This is a genomic window from Mesorhizobium sp. M0898 (genome assembly GCF_040319695.1).
GTDB lineage: Bacteria > Pseudomonadota > Alphaproteobacteria > Rhizobiales > Rhizobiaceae > Mesorhizobium.
The window spans coordinates 34318-52945 of the sequence record NZ_JAMYOE010000004.1 but is presented as its reverse complement, the minus strand read 5'-3'; the positions used below and the strand labels follow the sequence as shown (position 1 = coordinate 52945).

Annotated in this window: 18 protein-coding genes and 1 tRNA gene; 8 read left to right on the top strand and 11 right to left on the bottom strand. The window is 63.7% G+C overall.

Annotated elements, in window-relative coordinates:
- Positions 1–214 precede the first annotated feature (214 nt).
- The 5 genes from NKH90_RS07600 (at position 215) to NKH90_RS07580 (ending at position 7401) form a co-directional block, all read left to right on the top strand.
- Positions 215–3013: a [protein-PII] uridylyltransferase gene (locus NKH90_RS07600; protein ID WP_352681365.1), complete on the top strand. Its 2799-nt coding sequence runs from the start codon at positions 215–217 to the stop codon at positions 3011–3013.
- Between the two features lie 46 nt (positions 3014–3059).
- The gene (gene murJ / locus NKH90_RS07595; protein WP_352818498.1) at positions 3060–4658 is read left to right on the top strand and encodes a murein biosynthesis integral membrane protein MurJ; all 1599 of its coding nucleotides are present in this window, start codon (positions 3060–3062) and stop codon (positions 4656–4658) included.
- A gap of 281 nt (positions 4659–4939) precedes the next feature.
- Entirely contained in the window at positions 4940–6016 is a 1077-nt protein-coding gene (gene trpS / locus NKH90_RS07590) for a tryptophan--tRNA ligase (RefSeq protein ID WP_352818495.1), read from the top strand.
- Positions 6017–6201: 185 nt separating this feature from the next.
- On the top strand, positions 6202–6693 hold the full coding sequence (locus NKH90_RS07585) for a universal stress protein (protein ID WP_023676385.1): 492 nt from the start codon (positions 6202–6204) through the stop codon (positions 6691–6693).
- 138 nt (positions 6694–6831) lie between these two features.
- Positions 6832–7401, top strand: a complete 570-nt coding sequence (locus tag NKH90_RS07580; RefSeq protein WP_023676386.1) for a NifU family protein — start codon at positions 6832–6834, stop codon at positions 7399–7401.
- 110 nt (positions 7402–7511) lie between these two features.
- Here the strand turns inward: NKH90_RS07580 and NKH90_RS07575 are convergent, their stop codons facing one another.
- The 4 genes from NKH90_RS07575 to NKH90_RS07560 all read right to left on the bottom strand — a co-directional run bounded on the left by NKH90_RS07575 (position 7512) and on the right by NKH90_RS07560 (position 9161).
- Positions 7512–8129 (bottom strand): L,D-transpeptidase, encoded by a 618-nt coding sequence (locus tag NKH90_RS07575; protein ID WP_352448678.1) that lies wholly within the window; start codon positions 8127–8129, stop codon positions 7512–7514.
- A 338-nt stretch (positions 8130–8467) separates the two neighbouring features.
- Complete coding sequence (locus NKH90_RS07570; protein WP_352467528.1) at positions 8468–8593, bottom strand: hypothetical protein; 126 nt, start codon at positions 8591–8593, stop codon at positions 8468–8470.
- On the bottom strand, positions 8594–8722 hold the full coding sequence (locus NKH90_RS07565; protein ID WP_302893588.1) for a hypothetical protein: 129 nt from the start codon (positions 8720–8722) through the stop codon (positions 8594–8596).
- Positions 8723–8834: 112 nt separating this feature from the next.
- Positions 8835–9161 carry a GYD domain-containing protein gene (locus tag NKH90_RS07560; protein WP_352613828.1) on the bottom strand — a complete coding sequence of 109 codons (327 nt, stop codon included), beginning with the start codon at positions 9159–9161 and terminating at the stop codon, positions 8835–8837.
- 190 nt (positions 9162–9351) lie between these two features.
- Between NKH90_RS07560 and NKH90_RS07555 the strand changes: the two genes are divergently transcribed.
- Positions 9352–9651, top strand: a complete 300-nt coding sequence (locus NKH90_RS07555) for a DUF1330 domain-containing protein (RefSeq protein ID WP_352818489.1) — start codon at positions 9352–9354, stop codon at positions 9649–9651.
- Positions 9652–9815: 164 nt separating this feature from the next.
- Positions 9816–9889: transfer RNA gene (locus tag NKH90_RS07550), tRNA-Cys, on the top strand.
- Between the two features lie 606 nt (positions 9890–10495).
- Here the strand turns inward: NKH90_RS07550 and NKH90_RS07545 are convergent.
- Complete coding sequence (locus NKH90_RS07545) at positions 10496–10741, bottom strand: hypothetical protein (protein ID WP_352681357.1); 246 nt, start codon at positions 10739–10741, stop codon at positions 10496–10498.
- Positions 10742–10955: 214 nt separating this feature from the next.
- Here NKH90_RS07545 and NKH90_RS07540 point away from each other — a divergent pair, with 214 nt between their 5' ends.
- Positions 10956–11456 (top strand): MmcB family DNA repair protein, encoded by a 501-nt coding sequence (locus tag NKH90_RS07540; protein ID WP_352818486.1) that lies wholly within the window; start codon positions 10956–10958, stop codon positions 11454–11456.
- 422 nt (positions 11457–11878) lie between these two features.
- Here NKH90_RS07540 and NKH90_RS07535 read toward each other — a convergent pair whose 3' ends face one another.
- From NKH90_RS07535 to fdhF, 6 genes are all read right to left on the bottom strand, one after another.
- Positions 11879–12241 carry a nuclear transport factor 2 family protein gene (locus NKH90_RS07535; RefSeq protein ID WP_352469982.1) on the bottom strand — a complete coding sequence of 121 codons (363 nt, stop codon included), beginning with the start codon at positions 12239–12241 and terminating at the stop codon, positions 11879–11881.
- An 86-nt stretch (positions 12242–12327) separates the two neighbouring features.
- Complete coding sequence (locus NKH90_RS07530) at positions 12328–12801, bottom strand: carboxymuconolactone decarboxylase family protein (protein ID WP_352448517.1); 474 nt, start codon at positions 12799–12801, stop codon at positions 12328–12330.
- 111 nt (positions 12802–12912) lie between these two features.
- Positions 12913–14466, bottom strand: coding sequence for an alpha/beta fold hydrolase (locus NKH90_RS07525; RefSeq protein WP_352818482.1), 1554 nt, complete (start codon positions 14464–14466; stop codon positions 12913–12915).
- Positions 14467–14571: 105 nt separating this feature from the next.
- A complete protein-coding gene (locus NKH90_RS07520) occupies positions 14572–14880 on the bottom strand; it encodes a formate dehydrogenase subunit delta (protein WP_352818479.1) in 309 nt (102 codons plus the stop codon).
- Positions 14870–15700 (bottom strand): formate dehydrogenase accessory sulfurtransferase FdhD, encoded by an 831-nt coding sequence (fdhD, locus tag NKH90_RS07515; RefSeq protein ID WP_352469985.1) that lies wholly within the window; start codon positions 15698–15700, stop codon positions 14870–14872. Before fdhD ends, NKH90_RS07520 begins: the two co-directional genes overlap by 11 nt.
- A 3-nt stretch (positions 15701–15703) precedes the next feature.
- Positions 15704–18616 (bottom strand): formate dehydrogenase subunit alpha, encoded by a 2913-nt coding sequence (gene fdhF / locus NKH90_RS07510; RefSeq protein WP_352681348.1) that lies wholly within the window; start codon positions 18614–18616, stop codon positions 15704–15706.
- Positions 18617–18628: the final 12 nt, after the last annotated feature.

The window sequence follows — 18628 nt, the reverse complement described above, 5'->3', positions numbered from 1 at the left end:
TGTATTCGATGTTGCGGCGGAGGTAGTGCTTCCAGTAACTGGAAGGTCAAGGGCCGATTTCGATTTTTCGTGGCCAGGCCCAAACTGCACCGGCCGCGGGCATGAGACGATCGTGCCGTTCCACGGCTGCGGAGAACGCGTCCGTCCGCCCCATACCCAGCGCCGCGAAAACGCGCTATAGACGCCGCCGAAACGGCGAGGCCGAACGGCATTTATGGCAAGAATATCCCTGAAGCTCGAGGAACTGATCGACGGCGAAGCCTTGCGCCGCGAGATGACCGAACTGACCGCGGCCACGGCAGGCGACGGCTCCGGCAAGGCCGCGCGCAGCGGCGTCCTCAAGCTTCTCAAAAGCCGGCTCGCCGACGGCCGCACGGTCGCCGAACGCATGCTGATGGACGATGGCAGCGGCACCGCCTGCGCCGCCCGGCTGTCGCATCTGATGGATGAGATCATCCGCGCGCTCTACGATTTCGCCGCCACCCATGTCTATCGCGTCAAAAACCCGTCTTCGGCCGAGCGCATGGCGGTCGTGGCCGTCGGCGGCTATGGCCGCGGCACGCTGGCGCCCGGGTCCGACATCGATCTGCTGTTCCTGCTGCCCTACAAGCAGACGCCCTGGGGCGAGCAGATCGTCGAATACATGCTCTATATGCTGTGGGACCTCGGGCTGAAGGTCGGCCACGCCACCCGCAACATCGACGAGTGCCTCAGGCTGTCGCGCACCGACATCACCATCCGCACCTCGATCCTGGAGGCGCGCTTCCTGTGGGGCGAGCAAAAGCTCTATGACGAGCTTTTGCAGCGCTTCGACCACGAGGTGGTGCGCACCACCGGCCCCGAATATGTCCAGGCCAAGCTCGCCGAACGCGACGAGCGCCACGCCAAGGCCGGCGAGAGCCGTTACCTGGTCGAACCCAACGTCAAGGACGGCAAGGGCGGCCTGCGCGACCTGCAGACGCTGTTCTGGATCGCCAAATATTTCTACCGCGTGCGCACCGGCGAGGAACTGGTCGACAAGGGCGTCTTCACCGACGCCGAATACAGGGAATTCCAGAAGGCCGAGGATTTCCTATGGGCGGTGCGCTGCCACATGCATTTCCTCACCGGCAAGGCCGAGGAGCGGCTGCATTTCGACATCCAGCGCGACATTGCCGAGCGGCTGGGCTACACCACCCATCCCGGCCTGTCGGCGGTCGAACGCTTCATGAAGCACTACTTCCTCGTCGCCAAGGATGTCGGCGACCTGACCCGCATTTTCTGCGCCGCGCTGGAAGAAGAGCAGGCCAAGCATGTGCCGGGCTTCAACCGCATCTTTCTGACCTTTTCGCGCCGCAAGCGTAAGCTCGCCGGCACGGCCGATTTCATCGTCGACAACCACCGCATCAACATTGCCGACGACGAGGTGTTCGAGCGCGATCCGGTCAACCTGCTCAGGCTGTTCTGGTTTGCCGACAAGCATGGCCTGGAATTTCACCCCGATGCGCTGAAGCTTTTGACCCGCTCTCTCGGCCTCGTCGGCAAGGCGCTCAGGCGCGACGAGGAGGCCAACCGGCTGTTCCTCGATATCTTGACCTCGGACCGCAACGCCGAGCTCAATCTGCGGCGCATGAACGAGGCCGGACTGCTTGCCAAGCTGATCCCGGACTTCGGCAAGATCGTCGCCATGATGCAGTTCTCGATGTACCACCACTACACCGTGGACGAGCATTTGATCCGCTGCATCGGCGTACTGGCCGAGATCGAGCGCGGCGACGGCGAAAAGGTCCATCCACTCGCCCACTCGCTGATGCCGGGGCTGAAGAAGAGCCGCGAGGCGCTCTATGTCGCCGTGCTGCTGCACGACATCGCCAAGGGCAGGCCGGAGGACCATTCGCAAGCCGGCGCCAGGATCGCCCGGCGCATCTGCCCGCATATGGGGCTCTCGCCGGCCGACACCGAAACGGTCGCCTGGCTGGTCGAGAACCACCTCGTCATGTCGATGACGGCGCAGACCCGCGATCTCAACGACCGCAAGACGATCGAGGATTTTGCCGCCATCGTGCAGTCGGTCGAACGGCTGAAGATGCTGCTTGTGCTTACCGTCTGCGATATCCGCGGCGTCGGGCCTGGGGTCTGGAACGGCTGGAAGGGCCAGTTGCTGCGTACGCTCTACTACGAGACCGAGCTTTTGTTGACCGGCGGGTTTTCGGAGGTGTCGCGCGCCAAACGGACGGCGGCGGCGCGCGAACAACTGGCCGAGGCGCTTGCCGACTGGCCGGAAAAGGCCCGCAAGCGTTATGTCGGCCAGCACTACGAGAACTATCTGCTGGCGGTCGACCTTCCCGACCAGCTCCGCCATGCCGAATTCATCCGCGAGGCCGATCACGCCGGCAAGAAGCTCGCCACCATGGTCAAAACCCACCAGTTCGAGGCGGTGACCGAGATCACCGTGCTGGCGCAGGACCATCCGCGCCTGCTCTCGGTGATTGCCGGCGCCTGTGCCGCGGCCGGCGGCAACATCGTCGACGCGCAGATATTCACCACCTCGGACGGCCGCGCGCTCGACACCATCCTGATCTCGAGGGAGTTCGACCGCGACGAGGACGAGCGCCGCCGTGCCGAGCGCGTCGGCCGGCTGATCGAGGACGTGCTGTCGGGCAAGAGCTGGCTGCCCGAAATGATCGAGAAGCGGACCAAGCCGCGGCGCGGCGCCAAGGTTTTCCGTATTCCGCCACGCGCCGAGATCCGCAACACGCTGTCGAACCGTTTCTCGGTGATCGAGGTCGAGGGGCTGGACAGGCCGGGCCTTCTGTCGGAGATCACCGGCATGTTGTCGGACCTGTCGCTCGACATCGCCTCGGCCCACATCACCACCTTCGGCGAAAAAGTCATCGACACGTTCTACGTCACCGATCTCACCGGCCAGAAGATCGACAGCCCGTCGCGTACGGCGACCATCCGCAACAGGCTGATCGCGGTGCTCGAGGGCACGGCGTCCGAGCGCGGCAAGACCAAAACGGCCGCCGAGTGACGGTTACCTTCCATTTGCCCCAATCGCACAGGCAGTCTTCAAGCGCATGAGCCTTGTCAAGAAATTCGCCACGGTCGCTTCCGGCACGCTGATGAGCCGCGCCCTCGGTTTCGGCCGCGAGATGCTGATGGCTGCGGCACTTGGCACCGGGCCGATCGCCGACGCCTTCAATGCCGCCTTCCAGTTTCCCAACACCTTTCGCCGGCTGTTCGCCGAAGGCGCCTTCAATGCCGCCTTCGTGCCGCTGTTCGCCAAGGAGATCGAGACGCACGGCACCGACGGCGCCAAGCGCTTTTCCGAAGAGGTGTTCGGCGTCTTGTTCACGGCGCTTCTGGCGCTGACCATCGCCATGGAACTGGCGATGCCGCTGATCGTGCGCTATCTGGTGGCGCCGGGCTTTGCCGATACGCCGGGAAAATTCGAGACGACGGTGGCGCTGGCGACCGTCATGTTCCCCTATCTGATCTGCATGTCGCTCGGCGCCATGATGGCCGGCATGCTGAATTCGCTGCGCCGCTATTTCGCCGCTGCGGTGGCGCCGGTGTTCCTCAACGTCATTCTTATCGCCGTGCTTGCCTATGCCTGGTACGAGGGTTCGGACGCCCGCACCGTTGGTTTCGGCCTGGCCTGGGGCGTGCTGGCGGCCGGCCTGGTGCAGCTCGCGATCGTCTGGGCGGCGGTGCGCCATGCCGGCATTTCGATCGGCTTCCGGCGGCCGAAGATGACGCCGAACGTCAAGCGGCTGCTGATCCTGGCGCTGCCGGCGGCGATCACCGGCGGCATCACCCAGATCAACCAGCTGATCGGCACGGCGATTGCGTCGGCGCAGGACAGCGCGGTGTCGTCGCTGGCCTATGCCGACCGCGTCTACCAGCTGCCGCTGGGCGTCGTCGGCGTCGCCGTCGCCATCGTGCTGTTGCCGGAACTGTCGCGGGCGCTGAAATCGGGCAATCTGGTCGAGGCCGCCAATCTGCAGAACCGCTCGGTCGAGTTTACCCTTTTCATGACCGTGCCGGCGGCGGCCGCGCTGCTGGTCATGTCCGAGCCGATCGTGCGGCTGGTCTATGAGCGCGGCGCCTTTGCCGCCAACAATTCGACGCCGACGGTCGCGGCAATCCTGGCGATCTTCGGGCTCGGCCTGCCGGCCTTCGTGCTGATCAAGGCGTTCACCCCAGGCTATTTCGCCCGCGAGGACACGCGCACGCCGATGATTTTCGCCGCCATCTCGGTGGCGGTTAACATTACGACGGCGCTGACGCTGTTTCCGACGAGGGGCGCGCCCGGCATTGCCGTTGCCTCCGCTGTCGCCGGCTGGGTCAATGCGGCGATGCTGCTCGCCGTGCTGATCCGGCGCGGCCATTGGGGCCGCGACGTGCCGCTCATGAAACGCATCCCGCGGCTGGTGCTGTCGGCGGCGGTGATGGCCGCGGCGCTCTATTTTGCCGAACACTGGTTCGCCGCAAGGCTCGCCTCCGGCTCGCCGCTGGTGATCAAGGCGGTGACGCTGCTAGCGCTCGTCGCCGGCGGGGCGCTGCTTTACTTCGTCACCGCCTTCGCCATCGGCGGTGCCGATTTCGGCATGATCCGCCGCAATATCGGGCGCAAGGGCTCCCAGCCGGTCAAGGAGCAATCTCCGGATCCGTGAGGGGGAAAATTCATCAGCGCCAATTTTGTTCTTGCTTTGTGCCGGCAGCTATGCTATTAATCTCGGTATGGTGCTAACTGGCTCCAACGACCCGCCCACCGAGGCGGGTTTTTGTTTCTGGTCGGCGCCATCCCTCAAACAGCCTTCTGTTCGGCCGACGTCAAAGCCTGCGCGCCCTGGCCAACGCCCCTCTTGATCGTCTCCTCGCTCTCGTCCATAAGCGCGCCGTCGCAAGACTTTCGCCGCGCGCGAAACGGCCCTCCACAAGCCAGGGAAACACCATGACCGATCAGCCCCCCTTCAAACCGCTCGTTTTTTCCGGCGTCCAGCCAACCGGCAATCTGCATCTCGGCAATTATCTCGGCGCCATCAAGAAATTCGTCGCCCTGCAGGACACCTCCGACTGTATCTATTGCGTCGTCGATCTGCATTCGCTGACCGCACAGCTCGTCCATGAGGATCTGCAGGACCAGACGCGGTCGATCACCGCGGCGTTTCTCGCCTCCGGCATCGACCCGACCAAGCACATCGTCTTCAACCAGTCGCGGGTGATGCAGCACGCCGAGCTTGCCTGGATCTTCAACTGCGTGGCGCGCATCGGTTGGATGAACCGCATGACGCAATTCAAGGACAAGGCGGGCAAGGACCGCGAGAACGCCTCGCTCGGCCTGCTCGCCTATCCCTCCCTGATGGCCGCCGACATCCTGGTCTACCGCGCCACCCACGTACCGGTCGGCGACGACCAGAAGCAGCATCTGGAGCTGACCCGCGACATTGCGCAGAAGTTCAACAACGACTTTTCGGACCGCATCGCAGCGCTTGGCGTCGGCGTCGAGATGCAGGTCGGCGAAGAGACGGTGAACGGCTATTTCCCGCTGACCGAGCCGGTCATCGGCGGCCCGGCGGCGCGCATCATGTCGCTGCGCGACGGTTCGAAGAAGATGTCGAAGTCCGACCCGTCGGACTTGTCGCGCATCAACCTGACCGACGATGCCGACGCCATCTCGAAGAAGATCCGCAAGGCCAAGACCGACCCGGAGGCTTTGCCCGGCGAACTGGACGGGCTTGCCGGCCGGCCGGAAGCAGAAAACCTCGTCGGCATCTATGCCGGCCTCGCCGAAATCTCGAAAGAGGCGGTGCTGAAGGAATATGGCGGCCAGCAGTTTTCGGTGTTCAAGCCGGCGCTGGCCGACCTTGCGGTGGAAAAGCTGGCGCCGATCGCCGGCGAGATGCGCCGCATCTCCGGCGACCGCGCCTATGTCGACGCGGTGCTGCGCGATGGCGGCGAGCGTGCCGGCACATTGGCCGACGCGACCATGAAGACCGTGCGCGACATTATCGGCCTGCTGCAAGGCTAATGCATGTCGCGCAAAAGTGTGCAGCGGTTTTGCGATAACGACATGCATAAAACAGGAACCTGAAGCGCGTCGCTGGTCGAACGCATCGCGCTTTAAGCTGCACCAGCATTGCCACAGCCGCCGGTCGCTTGCGGGCGGGCTGTGGCGGTGGCAGATTGCGGCCGAAACCATCGAACAGGGTGAATATGGTCTCCAAACGCCTCAGCCGCGAAGTCGGTCATCGCCGCAAGTTCCTGGCGATCATCGACGATACGCCCGAATGCGAGCGCGCCGTCGCCTACGCCTCGAAGCGGGCGCAAAGCACGGGCGGCGTGCTGGTGCTGCTCTATGTCATCGAGCCGGATGATTTCCAGCACTGGCTGGGCGTCGAGAAGATCATGCGCGAGGAGGCGACCGCCACGGCGCGTGCCGCACTGGACAGCTACGCCAACAAGGTGCGCCAGAAGCTCGGCATCGAGCCGGAACTGGTGGTCCGCGAGGGCAAGCCTACCGAAGAGATCCACAAGCTGATCGAGGAAGACCAGGACATCGCCATTCTGGTGCTGGCGGCAGGCGCCGGCAAGGAAGGCCCAGGGCCGCTGGTCGGCGCGGTCGCCGGCAAGGGCGCCGCCTTTCCGATTCCCGTCACGGTGGTGCCGCAGAACCTGTCGGACGAGGAGATCGACAGCCTCGCCTGAGCGCGCCTCGCGCAAGGCAGGGGTAAAACATTCCGCCTGCCGCTACCGCCGGCGATGCCTTTCGCTTGAATGTCGGGCGGATAAAGCCTAATTAGAATTATTCCAAACTAGCTGCCCGAAACGGGCACGGAGACGGCCATGTTCATCCAGACCGAGTCGACGCCAAACCCGGCGACGCTGAAATTCCTGCCCGGCAAGGAAGTGCTGCAAGAAGGCACCGCCGATTTCCGCGATGCCGATAGCGCCGCGACGGCTTCGCCGCTCGCCGGCCGGCTGTTCGAAATCCCCGGCGTCACCGGCGTCTTCTTCGGCTATGATTTCATCACCGTGACCAAGGACGGCCCCGACTGGCAGCATCTGAAGCCGGCTATCCTCGGCGCCATCATGGAGCATTTCATGTCCGGCGCGCCGGTGATGGCCAAGGCCGGCCCCGCCGCCGAGACCAGCCAGACCGGCGAATTCTACGACAAGGCCGACGAGGAGCTGGTCGTCACCATCAAGGAGCTGCTCGACACGCGGGTGCGCCCGGCGGTGGCCCAGGACGGCGGCGACATCACCTTCCGCGGCTTCGAGAACGGCACCGTGTTCCTGCACATGAAGGGCGCCTGCGCCGGCTGCCCGTCGTCGACCGCGACGCTGAAGCACGGCATCCAGAACCTACTCCGGCACTTTGTGCCGGAAGTGCAGCACGTCGAACAGGTCTCCTGACGCGACGTTCCATCGTCAACGTCGATAGACAACAAAAAACCGGGCCAAAGTGCCCGGTTTTCTGTTTGCGACGTCTGTGTTGTTGCCTAGACGGTCCGCGTATAAGGGTTTTATATCACAATGACCTTGGCGCCGACCGAGGTGCGGTCGTAGAGGTCGATAATGTCCTGGTTCATCAGCCGGATGCAGCCCGACGACATCGCCTTGCCGATCGAATTCCATTCCGGGCTGCCATGCAGGCGATAACCCATGTCGCCGCCCTTGTTGAACAGGTACATGGCGCGCGCGCCGAGCGGGTTCTTCAACCCCGGCTCCATGCCACCGGCAAACTTGGCCAACTCCGGCTGCCGCTTGATCATCTGCGAAGGCGGTGTCCAGGTCGGCCATTCGCGCTTCAGCGCGATATGGGCGGTGCCGTGCCATTCGAAACCCTCACGGCCGACGCCGATGCCGTAGCGCATCGCTTCGCCGTCGCCCATGACGAAGTAGAGGAACTTGTTCTGCGTATCGACGATGATGGTGCCCGGCTTTTCCCTGGTGTCGTAGTCGACGATCTGCCGGCGGTATTTGAACGGCACCTTTTCGATCGGAACGCGCGGCAGGTGATAGCCGGCGTCGGTCACCGCGCCGTAGTTGTTGGTGAAGATCTGCGAGCCGATGGTGCTGCAACCGGCGACAGCCGTCGACAGCGCCAGGGCCGCGACGATTGCAAGTGACTTCATGCGCATGAAAAGGTCCGATGCCTGCCCAAACAACAGCGGCTCGAGTCGGCCGCTTTTTTCATCTTCATTCATGCTGGCATTTGCTTTGCTTGCCAAGCGGGCGATGCCTATATCCTTGCGCTTGCGTGCTGGTAAACCTGCGACTATGGCATTTCGGCAACAGCCCCCGCAGGATTATGTTGCAAAATCAATGGGGCCAGGAACAAGGACCAGGAGACGAAGAAATCACCCATGAAGTCGGCGACGCTGCCCGGCGCTCTGGCCTGCGGCCAAGACCATCCGTTGCTACGAGGAGATCGGCCTGAGACGCGGCCGCCGCAGGGGAAAGTCCAGACGGGCCGGGTTTAATAAAGGACGCCGCGAAGCACGGTCCAAGCCAGAAGCCCGAACGTGCCGATCACCACCAATGCACCAAGGACCGTGCCGATCTTTTCAGGCAATCCATCGGGGCGACCAGGATCGTCGGCCATTCAACTATCGATCATGACGTAGGCCGCACCAAACACGGCAACGATAATTGCCCCAAGCACCGCCCAGCCTCTGATGGCCGAGCGGATTTCCTCCGGCGTCGCCGATTTCCGGTCGTCATCTTCCGTCATCTAATGCTCCTCCTAAAATCCGTGGCAGACATTGAAAACGCAAGCTGCAACGTGCGCCGTCCGAGAGCAAGCGTTCCCCAGCCTTCGACACTCCGCAAAGCGCGGACGGCGGTCACGATCCTGGCGGGCGATAGCGGATCGACTTCGCCCTCCCAAGCGCGTCCATCGTCTCTTCGACACTTAACAGGACGGTGGTTTCGTATGAGCTGAGCGCGCCTCCCGCACCGATGGCGAGCATGACGGATGCCATCGACACGTTGTCCGGCGCCTCCCATAGGTTCCAGCCATCGTACTCTCCGAAGGCATACCAGAACCCGTGCAGCTTTCCGCCGACCGACTCGATGTAGGAACGGGCAGCCTCGCGTCTGTCCTCGGGATTATCCATCAAGCGCGCCCAGGTTTCGGGCCTGTAGCTGAATCGCGTGAGATACATCGGCATGGTTCGTCTCCTCCCAGAGCTGCCCCCACCAAGACAGTTAAGCGCCGCAATCCGGGAGAAGGCGAGTCGTTTCCGAGCCGGTGTTCAAAATATCCCGCCGGCCATCCCTCACTGCCGGGTAGTTCGGCCGGCTTAGTTGCAGGAATGCTAATGGACGTGCTTCAATCCCCTCATTGAGGGAGTAAGATCAATGGCAGCATATCTTATTGCCGATGTCGCCATAACCGACGCCGCCGTGTTCGAGGAATACCGCCGGGAAGTGCCGGCAACCGAAGCGCGCTACGGAGGAAGATACATCGCTCGTGGCGGAGCCACCAAAGTGCTGGAGGGCGACTGGGAGCCTCATCGCCTCGTCATTGTCGAATTCCCGGACATGGCGTCCCTCCTGGCATGGTACGACTCTCCAGAATACGGCCGTCTCAAAGCCATCCGCGAACGCTGCGCAAAGACCAGGATCATTGCCCTGGAGGGCATGATGCCGGTTAGTTAAAAGTCGAATATCTACGCATGTCACGGCGAGGACAGGCCCGACTGCCCGATTTTGGAGGATATGCCGGGCGGCGGACGGCTTGCGACAAGCGTGCTTCGGCGACGGCTGGGTATCCTGGCATCGACGGGTTGACTGCGCTGATGGATTGGGCATAGAGGCACCGAGGTCTGAGGGCGGGACGGTGACGCATCGGTCTGCAAAACCGACGTAGTGGGTTCAATTCCCACTCAGACCTCCAGCCGCGCAACCACCCGGCGCTGATTTGTTCCGCTGTAATCAATTATAGACGCATCCTAAAATGTTGATGCCGGCCGGTCGAGGACCATATTCCTGTTCGTCTTTGGGTTCGTCGAACAGATAATCGCCGGAAAAGTCCGCACGATCTTCGTCCGCAGTACCGCCCTCATAGGCAGGGCGCGCGGGGTGAGACCAAACGCATCTATGCGCTCATTGAACGGGACCTCCATATCAATATGGACCCAACACCGGATCGGCAGGCGATGTTTGACCTAGGGTTGTGTCATGGCGTTGAAAATGCCGGCCCCAACTATCGCACATAAGGCTGCGGCCCCAAGCCCTCCCACAATGATGCACCACCAGGCGCGGCCATTTCCCCGAAGCATGGGATTCATTTTTATCATCCGTCGCGCCAGAAGCCCCTGGTAAAGCGCATAAGAAGACCCGAAACCGGCAAGCCAAACGACGGAAAATACGATGCCCCGCATGAGCATCCTATTGAGCCTAGTCTGCTCGACCGTCAAACTTGCATTCTCAGTAACCATGCTTCGCCACCTTTTTTGATTACGCTGCGACCACTATCGGGCCTGCAGCGGTGAATATTAGATCAACGGCGACGCCTCGCGAAAACATAGCTCCCCTCACCCGTAGGAATTGCATTGCCACCACCGGCTACAAACATTTGCGGGTGCTTGCTGCCGCCAAAGCTATCCTCGACGCTGTTAAGTTGTTGGAAGGGGGCGCGCTCTGCCAGCCATTCCTGTATGCTCTCGAAGAGAATGGGCAGGCCGTTCGGGCTCGATCGATCTTCAGCAGAAGACGTACAAAGCACCACACCGCTCACGACGCTCATTGTGACTTAGCCATTGCCTAACGGGCCTTCTTGCCCGTCTCCAGCCGTTCGAAAGCAGCTTCTTCGTTGTGGAAGTGTGGCTCGAAAAGGACACCCATAACCCGGATTCCTACTGTGGATTCAAGGTATCAGGCACATCGCCGTGTTTGTAAAGTGCGTAATCGCCCGCAAAAACCGGTTCAAACCGTGAACAAAATCTGGCATGGTGGTCGCCATGCCGATCATTTCACCTCTACCTCTCAACCCGCTCATCGACGGCCGCCAATCGGAGCGCGCCATGCTGGTCCGGCGCGGCGTGCAGCGGCTGCTCAGGCAGATGGGCGCGCATGTCTTGCCCGAACTGTCGCTGGCCACCGGCCGCCGCGCCGACCTCGTCGCGCTGACCCGCCACGGCGACATCTGGATCATCGAGATCAAATCCTCGATCGAGGATTTCAGGGTCGACCGCAAATGGCCGGACTACCGGCTGCATTCCGACCGCTTCTTCTTCGCCACCCATCCCGGCGTGCCTTCCGAAATCTTTCCGCAGGAATGCGGCTTCATTCTCTCCGACGGCTATGGCGCCGAGATCTTGCGCGATGCGCCCGAGCATCGCATGGCGGCGGCGACGCGCAAGGCGCTGATGCTGCGGATCGCACGCGCCGGTGCGTCGCGGCTGCTCGCGGCCGAGCTTGCCGGCGTGTCGGTGCCGGCGCTGGACGGCGAGAGCGAGTAGGGGGGTGCGCTCGTCGTAATTTTGGACGTCGCGCTGCCCCTCATCCGGCTGCCGCCACCTTCTCCCCGTATAGTGACGGGGAGAAGTGAGTAAGCCGGACTGCTATTCCACGATGCGGTAGATATTCCACAGGCTGGTGCCCGACACCACGTAGGGCTCCATCTCCTTGCCCCATTTGGCGTGCGCGGCGATCTTGCCGATCCTGGCGAAGAACGCCTCCAACTGGCGAGGCTTTCGACCTGGTGATGTGACCCGATCGTCGCTTCCCGCGCGCCGATCGATCCGGTCATGATCTGGAACTTGAGGTCGTCGAGACCGATCTGCGAGCCGATCTCGCGTTCCCATTTCTTCAACAGAGCACGGCCTGCTTGTGGCCGAATTTTGCGTCGATCTGCCATCTGGCACTGAACATCGCCGCCTCCTTATTCGTCCCAGGCCTGCACGACCGTCTGCCGTGCGATCAGGCCGTTCTTCAGCTCCAGCATCGCCGCGCAGAATACCTTGGTCCCGTCCGGATAGGAGCAGGCCTGGGTGAAGGCGAGGTTGTTGCCGTCGGCGATGGTGGTGTCGACCTTGTGGGTCATCGCCCGGCTGCAAATGTCGTCCCAGAATGTAGTGATCGCAGCGCGCCCGCGGATTTCGCGCGGCTTGCTCGGCGGGTTGTTGCGGTCGATCACCCGCACCAATGCGTCGTCGGCATAGAAGCTCGCCAGCAATTTTCCATCACGGCCCTCAATCGCCTTCTTGATCGCAGCGCCGTCTATCGTCTGTGTCTTGGTTAGCATTTTATTCCTCCATGGGCCCGTCTTCTCGGATCGGGTGGTTGCTTGATCAGGCACTGCCCGGCGCTCGCCGCCGGGCAGTGGCTTCTTCACTGCGACTTCGCCTTGACGGCCGCGAACACCTCGTCGGACTGCTTCTTGAAAGTGGCGAGATCGACCTGGCTGCCGTTGAGCATGGTCGACCAGTGGCGCACGATCGCCGCCATCGCCACCGCCTCCTTGATCTCCTCGTCGCTGGCGCCATTGAGCTTGGCCGCCTGCGTGTGGAAATAGATGCAGTACTGGCAGGGGATCTGCGAAGCGACGGCGAGGCCCATCAATTCCTTGGTCTTGCCGTCGAGCGCGGTGTTCGGGTTGAGTTGCACGCCCTTGATCTCGGCCCAGGCGCCGGCAACGGCGACATCCGGCAGCGTCTTGAACATGTCCGGTACCGAGCCGAGCGTTGCCTGGATGTCCTTGTAGGCAGCCGTCGCCGAGGCGTCTTCGGCCTTGGCAGGAACGATCGCCAACAGCGCGCCAACGCCTGCCGCCAGCACCAGTGATTTGAGTGTCGACTTCAGCATTTTATTCCTCCCTTCGCAGCGCCTTTCCCGGCGACATCCGCCTGGCCTGCATGGGACGAAGTGATAGCGCTTACGCATGCCCGGCCGCTTCGCCCGAAAGCGCCATGGCTGCTATGGCCCGTGCGGGCCAGCGTGCCGGGCTGAGAACGCCGCCGCCGCCGCCCGCGACGGCAGGTCCAGCTTGAGCAGAATATTGGCGACGTGACGCTTGACGGTGTGTTCGCTCAGCCCGAGTTCGGCGGCGATCGCGGCATTGCTCTTGCCATCGGCGATGAGGTTCACCACCTCGCTTTCGCGCGCCGTCAGTGCGGCCGGCTCGGCAGCCTTGGCCTTCGGCCGGCAGGCCGGCTCCAGATGCTGTTCCGAGGTCGCCTGCACCAGCGCCAGCGGCTCATCCAGCTCGTCAAGCGCGATGCGCCCGGCGTCATTGAAATGAAGCCCTGAACCGGCGGCGAGGTCGGCGACCAGCCGCGAAGTGAGGATGTCGCCGCGCCCGGCATGCGCGGCAAGCTGCATCGTCACGCGCGCCGTCAACCCCGTCGGCGGCCCACGCAACTCGACCTCGCCGACATGCACGCCCTGCGCGCTGGCGACGCCGATCTCCTGCGCCGCATCGCGCAGCGCCGCCGCGCAGCGTACGGCCCGCGCCGGGCCGTCGAAGCGCGCCATCATCAGCTCGCCATGCGTGCCGGCCGGGCGGCCGCCATGACGCCCGACCGTAAGCCGCCATGTTTCCTGAAAACGCTGGCTGCGCTCGCTCCACATGCGGTCGCCAAGCCGCGCCGTGTCGTAGATCCGGGTGACCAGCAGTGCAGCCAGCACGCGCTCGGCCTCGGCAACGGCGCGCGCTCCGGTCAGGAATTCCTCTATCAGATCGGCCACCCGGTCGATATCGCCGGTCCAGATCGGGTGGTCGCGCCCGGCCACCTCGACCAGCCGCGCATTCGGGATCTTCCTTGCCAGGAAGCGGCTGGCCTCCGGGTCGACGCGCGCATCGTTGCGGCGATGGATGAGCAGCGTCGGTGCGCTGATCGCCGCCAGCACGCCGCGCACGTCGATAGCCGCATTCATGCGGGCCAGGGCGATTGCCGCGGTCGGGCTCGCCGACAGCCGCTCAAAGCGCGCCCACCATGTGGCGAAACGCGGATCGTCGACGCGGCCGGGCGCGAAATGCGGCAGGGTGGCGCCGGTGCCCCATGCGGTCTCCGCCGTCGCGATGAACGCCTCAAGGCGTTCCGGCGGCATCACCCATTTGTGGAAATGCGCATAGCCGCCATAAAGCGCCAGCGCCCGCGTCCGCTCCGGGTAGGTGGCGGCGAACAGCATTGCCATCGGCGCGCCTTCCGAAGCGCCGAGCAAGGCGGCGCGGCCGCTGCCGGTCGCATCCATCACCGCGCGTACATCGTCCATGCGGGTTTCGAGGCTGGGCAGGTGGTGGACATCGACGCGGTCGGACAGACCGGTGCCGCGCTTGTCGAACAGGATCAGCCGTGAGAACGCGGAAAGCCGCTTCAACAGCCGGGTGTAGCCCTCGTCTTCCCAGTGCAGGTCGAGATTGGAAATGAAACCCGGCACGAAGACGAGATCGAGCGATCCCTGGCCGACCACCTGATAGGCGATCCGCACGTCGCCACTGAGCGCGTATCGAGTTTCGATCGGCCTCACGAGTTGTCCGCCCGACCCGACGATTTCTTATCGCCGGATCATAGCAGAGGCGCGCGGCCTGCGGCAGATGAAACTTCAGAGAGTGTGAATGTGGGCCCGCGGCGCCTACTTCTGTGACGCGGCGGCAGTCTCGGTGTTCGCTCCGCCGACGCTAAAACTTGCGCCCTCCGGCGCGCCCGGCCGCTTGATGTGTGGCGCGGCCGCGACGACAAGCTCGTTGAACCCCTCGCCACCGCTGTCCAGCATCTCGAACAATTGCCGGCGCATCCTCGGCTCCCAGAATTTGTTGATGTGCTCGGCGACGCCGGCAATGCCTTGCTCGCGCGGCTTTGAGTGGAAAAAGGCGGCAATCTGGTTGGCCATGCGAACCAGCTTTTCGCTGGTGCTCATGAGGTGGCCTTCGTCATGCGACATGCTTGGCAACTCCGGAAACCACGCGGTCAGGATGGGTGAAAATATCGAAATCGTCGCCGCGCACCAGTGCCACCAGCGTCATACCGGAATCGTCCGCGGTGCGGATGGCAAGTGCGGTCGGCGCCGAGACGGCAATGATGACGGCCGAGCCGATCGCCGCGGTCTTCTGCACCATCTCGACCGAAACGCGCGACGTGACGACGACGGCCCCCGACCTGCCGTCGATACCGGCTTTGGCCAGCGCGCCAGCCAGCTTGTCCAGCGCGTTATGGCGGCCGACATCCTCGCGCGCCATGACGATGCCCTTGCCGGGAAGGTAAAAACCGGCGGCGTGGACGGCACCGGTCTCGGCGTGCAGCGGCTGCACCTTCGACAGCAGCTTGACAGAGCGGACGATGTCATCGGCCTGAAGTGTAAGTTTCGACGCACCGACCGGCTCGACCGAGCGCATCGCCTCCTCGATGGATTCGATGCCGCACAGCCCGCAGCCGACCGGGCCGGCCAGGCGTCTGCGACGCGCCTCGAAGCGGGTGTTGGCCTGGTCCTTCAGCCGGATCTGGATATCGATGCCGGCGCCGTGATCCTCGACCTCGATCGCTTCGATTTCGTCCGGCGAGGCAATGATGCCTTCGGTCAGCGAGAAGCCGAGCGCGAAATCCTCGAAATCAGCCGGGCTTGCCATCATCACCGCATGCGTGGTGCCGGCAAAGGAGAACGCCACCGGCGTCTCTTCCGGCACCATGCGGTTGGCGGCCGCAGTGCCGCCGGCGCGGCGCGCCAGGCGCGAGATCTGCGCAATGGCTTTGCGGCGCGCGGTCAAGGACTACTCCGCCGCTTCCAACTTCGCGATGCGGCGGCTTTGCTTTGCCTGCTCGTCATAGTCGCGCTGCCATTCCGACGGGCCGTTGGATGCACCCACCTGCACCGCGGTCACCTTGTATTCCGGGCAGTTGGTCGCCCAGTCGGAGAAGTCGGTGGTGATGACGTTAGCCTGGGTGTCGGGATGGTGGAAGGTCGTATAGACGACGCCCGGCGACACCCGCTCGGTGATCAGCGCGCGCAGCGTCGTCTCGCCGGAGCGGCTGGTCAGCCGCACCCAGTCGCCGTCGCGCAGGCCGCGATTTTCGGCATCGTGCGGATGGATCTCCAGCCGGTCCTCGCTATGCCAGACCACATTGTCGGTGCGCCGGGTCTGCGCGCCGACATTGTATTGCGACAGGATGCGGCCGGTGGTCAGCAGCAGCGGGAAGCGCGGTCCGGTCCTTTCGTCGGTCGCGACATATTCGGTGCGGATGAACTTGCCCTTGCCGCGCACGAAGCCGCCGATATGCATGATCGGCGTGCCTTCCGGCGACTTCTCGTTGCAGGGCCACTGCACCGAGCCCACCCGGTCGAGAAGGTCGAAGGAAACGCCGGCGAAACTTGGGGTTGTCTTGGCGATCTCGTCCATGATCTGGGACGGATGCGTGTAGTTCCAGCCGAGGCCGAGCGCCTTGGCGAGCTCCTGCGTCGCTTCCCAGTCGGCATAGCCGCATTTCGGCTCCATTACCTTGCGCACCATGTTGATGCGGCGCTCGGCGTTGGTGAAGGTGCCGTCCTTCTCGAGGAACGTCGAGCCGGGCAGGAACACATGCGCGTAGTTGGCCGTCTCGTTGAGGAAGAGGTCGTGCACGACGACGCATTCCATCGCGGCGAGACCGGCGGCGACATGCTTGGTGTCGGGGTCCGACTGCAGGATGTCCTCGCCCTGCACATAGAGCCCCTTGAACGAGCCGTCGACGGCCGCATCCAGCATATTGGGGATGCGCAGGCCGGGCTCGTCGTCGAGCTTGACACCCCACAGGCTCTCATAGATGGCGCGCACCGCGTCGCCTGAAATGTGGCGATAGCCGGGAAGCTCGTGCGGGAAGGAGCCCATGTCGCAAGAGCCCTGCACATTGTTCTGGCCGCGCAGCGGGTTCACGCCGACGCCCGGCCGGCCGATATTGCCGGTCGCCATGGCGAGGTTGGCAATGGCGATGACGGTGGTCGAGCCCTGGCTGTGCTCGGTCACGCCGAGGCCGTAATAGATCGCGCCGTTACCGCCGCGGGCGTAGAGCCGCGCCGCGCCGCGTATGTCGTCGGGATCGACATTTGCAAGCTGGCCGATCACTTCCGGGCTATTTTCCGGCAGCGCCACGAACGATGCCCAGTCCTGGAACTCGTCCCAGTCGCAGCGCTCGCGGATGAAGGCCTCGTCGAACAGGCCCTCGGTGACGATGACATGGGCAAGTGCGGTCAGCATGGCGACGTTGGTGCCCGGCTTCAGCGGCAGATGGAACTGCGCCTCGACGTGGGCCGAGCGCACGATGTCGGTGCGGCGCGGATCGAGCACGATCAGCTTGGCGCCCTCGCGCATGCGCTTCTTCATGCGCGAGGCGAACACCGGATGCGCGTCGGTCGGATTGGCGCCGATCAGCAGGATCACGTCGGTCTGCTCGATCGAATCGAAATCCTGCGTACCGGCGGAGGTGCCGAAGGTCTGGCCGAGGCCATAGCCGGTCGGCGAATGGCAGACACGGGCGCAGGTATCGACATTGTTGTTGCGGAAGCCCTGCCGGACCAGCTTCTGGACGAGGTAGGTCTCCTCGTTGGTGCAGCGCGACGAGGTGATGCCGCCGATCGAGGTGCGGCCGTACTGGTACTGGATGCGGCGGAACTCATTCGCCGTATGGGTGAGCGCCTCTTCCCACGACACTTCGCGCCACGGATCACTGACCTTTTCGCGGATCATCGGCTTCAGGATCCGGTCCTTGTGCGTCGCATAGCCATAGGCGAAGCGGCCCTTGACGCAGGAGTGGCCGTGGTTGGCCTTGCCTGCCTTGTAGGGCATCATGCGGATGACCTCGTCGCCCTTGACCTCGGCCTTGAACGAGCAGCCGACGCCGCAATAGGCGCAGGTGGTGACGGTTGAGCGCTCGGGCAGGCCTTTCGCCAGCACGGTCTTTTCCCTCAGCGCATCGGTCGGGCAAGCCTGCACGCAGGCCCCGCACGACACGCATTCGGAATCGACGAACGCCTCGTGCATGCCGGCCGAGACCCTGGATTCGAAGCCGCGGCCCTCGATGGTCAGCGCGAACGTGCCCTGCACCTCCTCGCAGGCGCGCACGCAGCGCGAGCAGACGATGCACTGCGTCGGATCATAGGTGAAATACGGGTTCGATTCGTCGCGGGCGATGTAATCGATGGTCAGCGAGCCATGGCCGGGCGCCACGCCGTTTTGCTGCTTGACGTGGTTGCGGCCGTCCACGCCATAGCGGTTCTCGGTCAGGCCGACCGTCGTGACGACCTTGTCGAACTCGCTGGCGCCGGTGCCGGCCTTCTCGCCCCACGCCGCCGGGTGGTCGGAGACGTAGAGTTCCATCACGCCGCGGCGAATGGCGTTCAGCCGATCGGTCTGCGTATGCACGACCATGCCTTCGCCGACCGGCGTAGTGCATGAAGCCGGCGTGCCGCCGCGCCCGTCGATCTCGACGAGGCAGACCCGGCAGGAGCCGAACGAGTCCAGCATGTCGGTGGCGCACAGTTTCGGGATTTCGACGCCGGCTTCCATCGATGCGCGCATGATCGAGGTCCCCGCCGGCACTGTTATCGACTTGCCGTCGACCGTCAGCGTCACTTGCTGCTCGGCTTCAGAGGCAGGTGTGCCGTAGTCGATTTCCTGGACCAGCGATTTGATGTCGAATGCCGCGTTCATGGCTGTCCGCTC